At 66.7% G+C, this 10,483-nt stretch carries 14 protein-coding genes and 1 pseudogene; 7 read left to right on the top strand and 8 right to left on the bottom strand.

Going from position 1 to position 10,483, the window contains the following annotated elements:
- From QZV94_RS18990 to QZV94_RS18970, 5 genes are all read left to right on the top strand, one after another.
- Positions 1 to 238 (top strand): efflux RND transporter permease subunit (locus tag QZV94_RS18990; protein WP_293680407.1); only part of this gene is annotated, 238 nt, incomplete at its 5' end.
- A complete protein-coding gene (locus QZV94_RS18985; protein WP_293680406.1) occupies positions 235 to 612 on the top strand; it encodes a copper-binding protein in 378 nt (125 codons plus the stop codon). The genes QZV94_RS18990 and QZV94_RS18985, both read left to right, overlap by 4 nt.
- 237 nt (positions 613 to 849) lie before the next feature.
- Positions 850 to 1,185, top strand: a complete 336-nt coding sequence (gene copC / locus QZV94_RS18980; protein WP_367254861.1) for a copper homeostasis periplasmic binding protein CopC — start codon at positions 850 to 852, stop codon at positions 1,183 to 1,185.
- Positions 1,186 to 1,189: 4 nt separating this feature from the next.
- On the top strand, positions 1,190 to 2,119 hold the full coding sequence (copD, locus tag QZV94_RS18975; protein ID WP_293680402.1) for a copper homeostasis membrane protein CopD: 930 nt from the start codon (positions 1,190 to 1,192) through the stop codon (positions 2,117 to 2,119).
- Positions 2,120 to 2,393: 274 nt separating this feature from the next.
- Positions 2,394 to 2,744: a hypothetical protein gene (locus QZV94_RS18970; RefSeq protein ID WP_293680400.1), complete on the top strand. Its 351-nt coding sequence runs from the start codon at positions 2,394 to 2,396 to the stop codon at positions 2,742 to 2,744.
- Between the two features lie 32 nt (positions 2,745 to 2,776).
- Here the strand turns inward: QZV94_RS18970 and QZV94_RS18965 are convergent, their stop codons facing one another.
- The 5 genes from QZV94_RS18965 to QZV94_RS18945 all read right to left on the bottom strand — a co-directional run bounded on the left by QZV94_RS18965 (position 2,777) and on the right by QZV94_RS18945 (position 7,320).
- A complete protein-coding gene (locus QZV94_RS18965; RefSeq protein ID WP_367254865.1) occupies positions 2,777 to 3,910 on the bottom strand; it encodes a copper resistance protein B in 1,134 nt (377 codons plus the stop codon).
- Positions 3,911 to 3,936: 26 nt separating this feature from the next.
- A complete protein-coding gene (locus tag QZV94_RS18960; protein WP_293680411.1) occupies positions 3,937 to 5,889 on the bottom strand; it encodes a copper resistance system multicopper oxidase in 1,953 nt (650 codons plus the stop codon).
- 128 nt (positions 5,890 to 6,017) lie between these two features.
- Positions 6,018 to 6,593, bottom strand: a complete 576-nt coding sequence (locus QZV94_RS18955) for an RNA polymerase sigma factor (protein WP_293680396.1) — start codon at positions 6,591 to 6,593, stop codon at positions 6,018 to 6,020.
- Positions 6,590 to 7,030 (bottom strand): periplasmic heavy metal sensor, encoded by a 441-nt coding sequence (locus QZV94_RS18950; RefSeq protein WP_293680394.1) that lies wholly within the window; start codon positions 7,028 to 7,030, stop codon positions 6,590 to 6,592. The genes QZV94_RS18955 and QZV94_RS18950 overlap by 4 nt, the downstream gene beginning before the upstream one ends.
- Positions 7,027 to 7,320, bottom strand: a complete 294-nt coding sequence (locus QZV94_RS18945) for a hypothetical protein (protein ID WP_293680392.1) — start codon at positions 7,318 to 7,320, stop codon at positions 7,027 to 7,029. Before QZV94_RS18945 ends, QZV94_RS18950 begins: the two co-directional genes overlap by 4 nt.
- Before the next feature lie 231 nt (positions 7,321 to 7,551).
- Here QZV94_RS18945 and QZV94_RS18940 point away from each other — a divergent pair, with 231 nt between their 5' ends.
- On the top strand, positions 7,552 to 7,971 hold the full coding sequence (locus QZV94_RS18940; RefSeq protein ID WP_293680409.1) for a DUF411 domain-containing protein: 420 nt from the start codon (positions 7,552 to 7,554) through the stop codon (positions 7,969 to 7,971).
- A gap of 32 nt (positions 7,972 to 8,003) precedes the next feature.
- Here the strand turns inward: QZV94_RS18940 and QZV94_RS18935 are convergent, their stop codons facing one another.
- The 3 genes from QZV94_RS18935 to QZV94_RS18925 form a co-directional block, all read right to left on the bottom strand.
- Positions 8,004 to 8,435, bottom strand: coding sequence for a DUF305 domain-containing protein (locus QZV94_RS18935; protein ID WP_293680390.1), 432 nt, complete (start codon positions 8,433 to 8,435; stop codon positions 8,004 to 8,006).
- Positions 8,436 to 8,460: 25 nt separating this feature from the next.
- Positions 8,461 to 8,862: a four-helix bundle copper-binding protein gene (locus tag QZV94_RS18930; RefSeq protein ID WP_293680388.1), complete on the bottom strand. Its 402-nt coding sequence runs from the start codon at positions 8,860 to 8,862 to the stop codon at positions 8,461 to 8,463.
- 346 nt (positions 8,863 to 9,208) lie between these two features.
- Positions 9,209 to 9,652 carry a copper-binding protein gene (locus QZV94_RS18925; protein ID WP_293680386.1) on the bottom strand — a complete coding sequence of 148 codons (444 nt, stop codon included), beginning with the start codon at positions 9,650 to 9,652 and terminating at the stop codon, positions 9,209 to 9,211.
- 552 nt (positions 9,653 to 10,204) lie between these two features.
- Between QZV94_RS18925 and QZV94_RS18920 the strand changes: the two are divergent.
- Positions 10,205 to 10,483: pseudogene (locus QZV94_RS18920) on the top strand (hypothetical protein); the annotation flags it as partial.

The raw sequence follows: 10,483 nt of genomic DNA, 5'->3' as shown, positions 1-10,483 counted from the left end.
GCGCGTCCGGCCCAAGGCCATGACCGTAGCCGTGATCCTGGCGGGCCTCGCCCCCATCCTGGTTGGCCACGGGGCCGGGTCGGAGGTGATGAGCCGCATCGCCGCCCCGATGATCGGCGGCATGCTAACCGCCCCACTGCTCTCCATGCTGGTTATCCCTGCGGGCTACCTGCTGCTCCGGCGCAGGCGGCCCCCCACCATCCGGACCACGGCTTCAACCAAAGGAGAAACCCCATGAAGCATCTCATCCTGACCCTCGCGGCCGTCGGCGCTGCCGCTTCTCTCACGGCGTGCGGCAAGAAGGAGGCGACCACCGCCAACGGCGCTGCGCCACCGGCCACAGCCTCCGCGGCTCCCGCGTCTGAGGCGGGCGCCATGCCGATGGCTGCCGACGCCAAGATGGCGAAGAGTACCGGCACGGTGACGGCGGTCGGCGCCGACAGCGTCACCATCGATCATGCCCCGATCCCGGAGGCGAACTGGCCTGCCATGACCATGAGCTTCAAGGCCTCGCCCGACCTGGCGAAGTCCGTGAAGGTCGGCGACAAGGTCGCGTTTGACCTGAAGCTGGACGGCAGCGCCGGAGAGATCACCGCGATCCAGAAGCAATAGGTCTGTTGCGGAGGTCGCGTGGCCCAGTCGAAGGTGCTCACGCCCCTTGGAGCGCGTCGGCCCAGTGAACGCCGCATGAAGGGCGGGCTCACGGGAAGCTCATTGCGGGTGTGGTCAATGGCTCGCGAGTTATCGGGCTTGCGAGGGGTCCCGCCGTCCAACGCGTATACCAACTGACGGACCACCCATAAGGATCTTCAGATGAACCGTAGACTTCACCTTGTGCCAGCGATCGCCGTGGCTGCCGCCGCCCTTTTTGCGGGCAGCCAGGCCGCCGCGCACGCGAAGCTCGTCAAATCGAACCCGGCGGCAGACGCCGTGGTGGCGGCCCCGAAAGTCATCACCCTGGTCTTTAGTGAAAAGCTGGCGCCGGCCTTCTCAGGGTTTGAGCTCGTGATGGTCGAGCACAACAACATGAAGGTCCCGGTGAAGACGACCGTTTCCAAGGACGGGAAAACCATCACCGGGACGCCCACGGGCGCGTTCATGAAGGGCAGCTACAAGATCAACTGGCACGCCGCCTCCGGCGACGGGCACCGCATGACCGGCGTCGTCCCCTTCATGGTCAACTGATCGGATGATCGAGGCCGCGCTCGTCTTCGTCAGGCTGGCGCAATACGTGGGCGCGGCGATCCTTCTCGGTTCGCCGCTCTTCTTCCTCTATTCACTGCCGCGCCAAGGCAACATGACCGCGGCCAGCCTTGGCTGGCCGCGGCGGCTGTTGGTCGGGGGCGCCCTACTTACCCTCCTCGGCGCCGCCCTGGGCCTAGTCGTGCAGACGGCAACGATGGCCGGTTCAATCGAGGAGGCGCTCAAGCCCGCCTCGCTGGCGTTCATGGTGTCAGGCACCACGATCGGCCGCGCGGCCGTGGCCCGCGCCGTCTTTGGGGCGCTTGCCCTGGTCCTGCTGCTGGCGATGAAACCCGGCCGCGCGCTCTGGACGGGTGTCGCTCTCTTCGGGGCATTGGCGGCGGCAAGCCTGGCGTGGATGGGTCACGGCGGCGCCACCGAGGGACCCGGTGCGGCCTTCCATCTCGCCGGTGACATCCTGCACAGCCTGGCCGCATCAGTCTGGATCGGCGCGCTGGTGGTGTTCCTGATCCTCCTACTGGCGCGAGGCGCAAGCCCAGAGCGAACCCGCGCCCTCTATGCCGCCCTCCACGGATTCTCGGGCTTAGGAACCCTGCTGGTGGCGGTGCTGCTGGCGTCGGGCCTGGTCAACAGCTGGTTCCTGGTCGGGCCGGACCGCATCTCCGGTCTCTGGACCACCGGCTACGGGCGGCTGCTCGTCCTGAAGCTTCTCCTCTTTGCAGCCATGCTGGCGCTGGCCGCCGCCAATCGGTTTCGCCTGACCCCCGCGCTCCATGCGGCGATCGAAGCAGGCGAAAGCCGGGACCATGCTCTGCGGCGCCTCAGGTCGAGCCTCGTGCTGGAGACCACTGCCGGCGTAGCGATACTGGGGCTCGTAGCGTGGTTGGGAACCTTGGCGCCCGTAGCCGCTCAGTAAGCGCCGCAATGGGCACACCGTCTGAAGCCGAGCTTGGGGTGCCGCTTGCGTGATGGATCTCAACGCTTCGAACGGACGCGCTATCGACAATCACCGCGCCACACGCTCTCCGCTATAAGGCGCCATTGGCCATGCTGCATAGTTTGCAGACGAAACCCCCGCAGGCGGAGATTTCGCGCCGTGGTCGTGTTTGTTCAGGCGGGGTTCAGCGCGGGGAACCCACTGTGTGATCCATACCGGCGCGGCCTTTGGCAGCGCCCAGCGGGAGTTGCACATGAAGACGTTTCTATTTGCAGCCGTCGCGCTCGCCATCGCCGCTCCGGCGACCGCTGCGTTTGCGGACGACAATGGCTACCGGCGCGACCGGGAGCATCGCCGGGAGCATCGCCAACTGGAGCGCGAACACCGGCACGAACACGAGCACGGGTTCGTCAGCCGTCGCGACCATCGTGAGACCCATAAGGAACTGAAGCGGGAACATCGCGCCGACCACCGCGACGCACGCTACAGCCGCAGCTACGACGGCTACGGCTATTCGGGTGACTACGGCTACTCTAGCGGGGACTACGGATACCGGGGCAGCTACGGCTACCCGGCCTATTCCGATAGCTACGGCCGACGGTGATCGGGGTGGGGCCGGTCTCCGGCCCCACCGACTTAGAACCAGGTCCGCAAGCCGATAACGAGCGTGGTGTTCTCAACCCGGTCGCCGTCGCGACGAACGAAGTCGGCTGTGCGTCCAAGGCTCCGCTCGAACGAGATGCCCACGTAAGGCGCGAATTCGCGGCGGATCTCGTAGCGCAAGCGCAACCCTAGTTCCACGTGAGTGACGCCGGACCCGATCTCGATCTCGGGGATGTCCTCAGCTGAGAAGCCGAGCTCCGCTTGCGGCTGCAGGATCCACCTCTGGGTGAGCCGGAAGTCATAGCTCCCCTCGATCCTGGCGCGGAGTTCGCCCTTGTTGGAAAGGAAGGCGGCGCCCTCCACCTCGAACCAGTAGGGAAACATGGACTCGAACCCCACCGTGGCATGAGTCCGGGAGGGGCCGGGTTCGAGGTCATGCCGAATGCCGACCTGCACGTCGGTGTAGCGCGCCACGGCCCGCGAATAGAGAGCCTGCACTTCTGCAAGCTCCGTGCCCTCGCTGCGGCTGCCTTCGCCTTCCGTCTTGACGACAAAACGGTTCAGGTCGCCGCCCGTCCAGCCTTCCACGTCCCAACGGTAACCGCCGCCTCCAGCCCGATCCTGCCATTCGAGGAAGTTGGCCATCACCTTGGAGATGCGCGAAGCGCCATGCTCTTTCGCCAGGATGCTGCGCGCGCGCTCCATGTCCCGCACGGCGAACACCCGGTCCGCGGCGTTGTCCCGGATCACGGAGGGCGCGGGGGCATTGCCGACCGGCTGCTGAGCCGCGGTCATTCCGCCTGCAGCCGCGCCCGGCATGGCGTGCCCGGCGTGAGGGTCGACGCCGGCAGCTGCAGGTGCAGCGGGCATCTGGTGCCCGGCGTGCGGATCGGTCGAAGGGATCGTGGACGGGGTCGCCGGCATCTGATGGCCCGCGTGGGGATCAGCCGTGGCACCGGCGGCCTTTGGGCTGGCCGGGGTCTGGTGCGCGGCGTGGGGATCGGCCGGCGGCTTGGGCGCTGCGGCCGCTGGCGCGGCGGGCGGCTGGTGACCGGCATGCGGATCGGCTTGAACCGCCGTTCGTGGCGTCTGCGCTGGAGGCGCGGGCATCTGATGCCCGGCATGGGGATCCTGCGCCAGCGCCGGCGTGGCGAGCGCCAATGGCACGATGAGAACGAGGAGACCAGAGCGCATCATGCGGCTCCTCCCTTGACCGGCCGCACCTTGAAGACTTGGAACATGCCGGCGTGCATGTGGTAGAGCATGTGGCAGTGAAAGGCCCAGTCGCCGCCCTCAGCGGTGATGTCGAAGCTTACTTTCCCGCCAGGAGCCACATTGACCGTGTGCTTGCGCGGCAGATGACCCACAGGGGCATGCACCAATTCGAAGAAATGCCCATGCAGGTGGATCGGATGCGTCATCATCGAATGGTTCACAAGCGTGACGCGGACCCGCTCGCCCGAGGCGAATGAGTAGGGGGGCGGTCCCTCGCTGAACTTCCAGCCGTCGAACCCCCAGATGAAACGCTCCATATTTCCCGTAAGGTGGATCTCCACGCTGCGGTCCGGCGGCCTGGCATCCGGGTTCGGGTCTAGGGCCACAAGGTCCTTGTAGACCAGCACCCGGTGCCCCACGCTTTCGAGCCCCAATCCCGGGTCGCCGGTGCGATCCATCGGCATGGGCGCGATCATCTGGACCCCGGGCCCCTTCTTGATCTGCGGGACTTTCGACCAGTCGAGCATGTTCATGTCCATGCCGCCCATGTCGCCCATCACATCCGAGCCGCGCGTGCGGGGCGGGGCCATACCTGGAAGGGTCGACGAGGCCATGCCCGCCATTGCCGCGTGGTCCATGCCGGGCATGTTGGCCTGACCTCCAGAGGCTGGAGCCGTTGCCGCCCCGGCCGTCATCTTCGAATGGTCCATGCCGGCCATGTTGGCTTGAGCGCCTGACGCAGTCGCCGCGCCGCTTCCAGCGGCCATCTTTGACGGAGCCATCCCCGGCATGGCGCCGTGGTCCATCCCGGCCATGCCACCGTGCGAGGACATGTCCATGCCCATGTCCTTCATGGTCAGGACCGGACGCTCTCGCAGCGGCGGAACGGCCGCCGCCATCCCCGCTCGCGGGGCCAGGGTGGCTCGTCCCATACCGGAGCGGTCGATCGCTTCCGACACCAGGGTGTAGGCCTGGTCTTCCGGCTGCACGATGACGTCATAGGTTTCCGCGTTGCCGATCTGAAACTCGTCGACCTCAATAGGCCGGACATTCTGGCCATCGGCCGAGACGACGGTGAGCTTCAGACCCGGGATGCGGACGTTGAACACCATCTGGGCGGCGGCGTTGACGAACCGCAGGCGGACCCGCTCGCCCGGCGTGAACAACCCGGTCCAATTGTCCCTCGGTCCGCGTCCGTTCACCAGGAAAGTCTGCACGGCGCCGGTCACGTCGGAAATATCGGTGGGGTCCATCAGCATCTTGGCCCACTCGATGCGCTCACCTAGGGTCTGATCCTTCCCCCGGAGCAGCCCCGCAATCGTCTGGCGCTGGAAGTTGAACACCCCACCCTGCTGCTTCAACCGCTCGAAGACTTTGTGCGGATGCATGAAAACATAGTCGGACAGGACGATCACATGCTCGCGGTCATACTGGACGGGATCGGGCCCGGCTGGGTCGATCACGATCGCCGCGTAGTGGCCCTCCTGCTCCTGCAAGCCGGAGTGGCTGTGGTACCAGTAGGTGCCGGACTGGATGATCGGGAACTCGTAGACGAACGTCTCGCCCGGCCGGATGCCTGGGAAGCTGACCCCGGGCACCCCGTCCATTTCGAACGGCACCAGCAGCCCGTGCCAGTGGATCGAGGTATCCTCCTTCAGGGTGTTGGTGACGGAGAGCCGGACTTTCTGGCCTTCCTTGAAGCGCAGCAGCGGCCCAGGCACCGTTCCGTTGATGGCAATGGCGTGGCCGGGCCGACCGTCGATGGTCACCGGCGCATGACCAATTGTCAGCTTGATGTCCTCGCCGGAGAGCGCGGCAGGCCGGTTGCCGGGTTCCGCGGCGCGCGCCCAGCTGGGCAGCCACGCGGATAGGGCGGCGGCGCCGCTGGCGAGGCCGGCAGCCTGCAGCAGCCCGCGACGGTGAGGTTTGATCAAGCCGGATCTGGTCACGTCGGGTCCTGGGTTCACGTCGGGGGGGCCAGACGTCCCCAGCGCGGGAAGGTCAAGGCGCAGCGTTCTCATTGTAGTACGCGGCCAGCCGGACGATCCCTTGGGTTTGATCAGACGGCAGAGAAATCTTGCAACATGCGCGCGAGCTTCTGCCGGGCGCGGTAGATCCGCGTCTCCACAGTCTTGACGCTTACGCCGAGCAGATCGGCGGCTTGCTGCTGCGACAGATCGTCGAAGTAGGTCAAGAGGAGGGGGCCCTTCAGGTTCGCGGGGAGCCGCGCGATGGCGCGGTCGAGCGCAAGACGGCGCTGGTGGGCGGCGAGCGTCGCCTCGGCGTCGGGCGCGGGGTCGGGCTGAGCTTCGGCTTCGACCGTGTCCGTGCTCCGCTCGGCGAAGACCAGCCGCCGGACCGCCTGCCGCCGCCCCAGATCCCGGCACTTGTTCAGGGCGATGGCGCGCAGCCAGACGCCGAACGGCCGCCGCCCGTCATACCGGGACAGCGCCTTCCAGGCCGAGACGAAAGTCTCTTGAACCACGTCGAGCGCCACCTGCGCGTCGCCGACGTATCGGCGAACGAAGACGAACAGCGCCGCCTTGTGCCGCCGCATGAGCCGCCCAAATGCAGGGTCGTCCCCTGCCGCTGCCCGCGCGGCCAGGTCCGCGTCTGTGTCCTCGCCGTCCGTCACGGCGCCTGGTCGGTCAAGGCCTCACTGATGCGACGGTCGAACTTCGCCGCCTGTCCGGGCGTGAGCACGGTTCGCATGGCCAGGACGTGGAGGATCGTCTCCTTCTGGAGTTCGCCCATCGCCTGGTGGAACCGCTCGATGGCGCGTTGCACCTCGGGCGAGTAGGTGTGGCGCGCCTGTATGGCGGCGGCCAGCTCGGCGTTGGCCGCCCTGAGCTCAGCCTCCCGCGCCCGGCGACGCACCGCGAACTCGTGCTCCAGGGCTTCCAGCCTGCGCTGCTGGTCCGCCGAGAGCGCCAGCTCTTCATGGACGAACTCGTGCAGAGACGGCTGATGGTGCCGGGCCAGGATGTAGCGCGCCCCGCCCCATGCGCCGATCGCGCCGGCAAGCGTGGCCAGCACGACGGTGAGCAGGAGAGGCCGGAGAAGCCGCGTCATCCGGGCTCGTCAAGCAGGGTGGACGGCGCGAGATGTGCGGTGGTGGAGAAGGCCGAGATCTCCGGGGTCTTCGCCGCCGCCGCCGCCGCCGAGAACGCCCCACCCGCGACTCCGAGGCCGAGCGCAGCCACCACGGCGGCGGCTTGGACCGGCAGGAACATCGAGGCCGTCGTACGCGCCTCCCTCAACGCGGCGATGTCGCGCCAGACGTTTGCCTCCACAGCCTCCAGGCCAGCCGGGACGCCGTCGCTGCGGAGCGCGCGCAGGTCGTCATCCAGTTGCCGGCTCATGGATATGGCTCCTCGGAACTCGCCTCACCTACTATACGCCCGAAAGGATTCGGCCCCTCATGTGACCCTTCGGCCGCGGCTTGCCGGGAGTGGCGCGGCGGACAATGCTTCCTATCTTGGGCGCGGCGCTGCAAGCCGACCCCGGTGCTTGCGCCGGTCACGCTGGAGTTCAAGGTGAGTGTTTCCCGAACCCCCTCCCGTCGCCTGTTCATGGCTGGCCCCACCGCGCTCATGTTGCTGGCGGGGTGCGCGCAAGCCGCGCCGGCCCCTCGGGAGCTTGTGGTCTACAAGACACCTTGGTGCGGCTGCTGCAAGGGTTGGGTGACGCATATGACCCGGGCGGGGTTCAAGACGCAGGTGCAGGAACTCGAAGACCTGGCTCCGATACGCGCGAAACACGGGGTGCCGTTCCCCCTGTCGTCCTGCCATACCGCCGTGATCGCGGGTTATGTCGTCGAAGGCCACGTCCCACCCGCGGACGTTGAGCGGCTCCTCAAGGAGCGGCCGAAGGCGCTGGGTCTGACGGTTCCCGGCATGCCGCTTGGCTCTCCTGGGATGGAGCAGCCGAACGGCTCGCGTGAGGCGTATGAGACCCTGCTTCTGCTCGAGGGCGGCCGCACCCAGGTGTTCGCAAAGCACGCCGCGGCCTAAGGGCCGCAACGTGCCAGCTCATCGCCGGTCGCCTACTTCCGGGGGGTGCGCCCGCCGTGACGGTCGAGCCACGACTCCAGTTCTGCGATGTCCCGGCTCTGCTCGTCCGCCATCTTCTGAGCGAAGCGTTTCGCTTCGGCGTCGTCCCCGTGCTTCTGGACCGTCTGCGCCATGGCGATGCCGGCGCGGTGATGCTCGATCATCTTCAGCGCGAAGGCGCGATCGGGATCGGCGTCCTGCTTGGCCATCATGGCGTCGTGCATCCGCTTCATGGTCGCCATGTCTTCCTGCATGGCCATGTGACCGTGCTCGCCCATGTTCCCATGCTGCACGTTCTGAGGCTGCTTGCCCGACTGCCCAGCCTTCGCCTTCGGGGCCGCAGCGGCGTCGTGGCCGGCGTGCTGGGCCAGCGCGGGTGTGGTGACCATCGCGGCTGCGGCGGCGAGGATAGCGGTCAATCTCATCTATGAACTCCTGGCTTCGGGGATGTCAGTGGAACGTCTGCAAGGCAGCGCGGCACGCTTCCTCGCAGCTCCGGCACGACTCGGCGCAAATCCGGCAGTGCTCATGCATGCCGGCATGCTGCTCGCATTCTTCCGCGCAGAGGCGGCAGGCCTCCTCGCACGCACGGAGCGTGGCCTGGACGACCGCCTCGTTGGAGCCGGTCCGACGCGAAGCGATGACGCCGCCGGCCGCGCAGATGTCGGCGCAGTCGAGGTTGAGGCGGATGCAGTGGGTGAGCTGCTGCACCATCTCCTCACCCAGGCAGGCGTCGGCGCAGATCGTGCAGGTCTGTGCGCAGTCGTAACAAGCCTCGATGCACCGGATAAGGGTGTTGTTGGGTTTCCCCCTGACGTGGGGATGCGTGCTGATCATCTGGTGGGCGTGCATGGCCGTCCCGCGTTGGCATGGATGCGGCGTCAACCCTAATCGGCGAGTCGGGTTCCGACCTGCAGCTTAACTGAATCAGGAAACCGCGGCCTTCGCAGGCCGTGAGGGGCGCTGGCGTCAGCTGCGCTTAGTCTCTGGTAGACGCATATTCCGCGCAGGCGATGGCCATGAAGGCTTGCGGCCTGTTCCCGCTGACGCATTTTTCTCTTTTGAATCTCGTTGGCGTCCGGGAAGGCCGGGCCCCCACTGCGCCGGCAGATGGCGGGTTGCCAGCTGGGTCAGACACTTGGCTCCGTGGCGAGCGGGCCCTTTGGCGTCCTCGTCTTCGGTCTGAGGTCCGTTCCTGTTAGAATGGCTTCAGGTCGGTGATCTCCTGGCTCTCGAGCCTGAAGCGCACCTTCGTCCCAACCGCCATGCCATTGAGCAATGCGGCCTTGCCCACTCGAAACGGCATGGTGCCGGAGGGCCAGTTCAAGTGCTCGATCGGCTCATATGAAATGGTGATCCTGCCACCTGCAGAGTCGATAGCGCGCACGACCCCAACGGCCTCGATTTCACTAAGCTTCTTAGGCGCGACGCTGGGCGGGGCTACGACGGGTGCGCTGGGCCTGCGGTTTACCGGCGGCGCTGGTGGGGTCTGGCCCCCCGGATGGGCGTTTGCGAAGGTTGCGAAAGCTAGACCGCCTAGCGCGATAAGCGGCAGGAATTGCGTCGCGCGTCGGCGTCGGGACACGATCTTCCTCAAGCGGGCGAGCCGGTTGTCGCAAATCTGGGTACGCACCGTCAGCATAACCCCCTCACCTGTCGCTCCCAACCCGGAGCGATGAACCGCTGTGCGGCAGCTCGGGTTAGGACCCGAGTGCCTTCGCGCACGGCGGCGTCCACGACCGGGTCATGTAGACAGGCACGATGCGTCCCTGGGTCATAGCGGTTTCCGCATTTAGTCTGCCGAAACAGGTGTGTTACGCGCGAAGTCCGCCCACGCTGGCCGTCCGGCAGATGACGGGCAGCGTAGTCGATCTTGAGCGCTCGGGGCACCCGCCTGAAGATCATGACAGCGTCGTCATCCAGGCTCCCTTGCCTTGGACGTGTCTCCGAGCGTCCGGAGCCGCTTAGAAGGCGTCCACGATGGTCGCCGCCTCGGGGGCGGGGTTGAGGCGCGCGGTCGTCGACGTGGGGTCAGGGCCGGATCATGAGCGGACCGACATCCGCGCCACAAACGGGGCCGCGCCTATAGCCCGGGCCAGCTTAGCGAGAGGAACCGTCAATGCTCCTTCCAGTGGGGAAGGCTTGTGATCAGAGGTCGGCGCAGCGAACATGCGCATCTGTAGGGGGAACAGGTGTGTCCGAAGATCTGACGCATGAACTGTTGAGCCGGTGGTGGAACAATCCGGCCGGCGCTTATCAGAGCTGGTTCCTCTGGGAGGACCGCCTGAAGAACTTCCGGTCGATCCGGCGCGGCGTCCAACAGGTGGCCGCCGAGATCGCGGCCGAGCGCTTCGGCGTTGCTTACCGCGGATCGTCCCTGGAGACCGTCGTCCATTCGATCGCCGAGCAGCGGCAGGTTTTCAACCTGCATTCCCCAAGTGGCGTGGCGTTTGAGGTGAAGATCGCCTGTATC

The organism is uncultured Phenylobacterium sp. (assembly GCF_902826855.1).
Taxonomy (GTDB): domain Bacteria; phylum Pseudomonadota; class Alphaproteobacteria; order Caulobacterales; family Caulobacteraceae; genus Phenylobacterium.
This window is presented reverse-complemented; position numbering and strand designations above follow the sequence as displayed.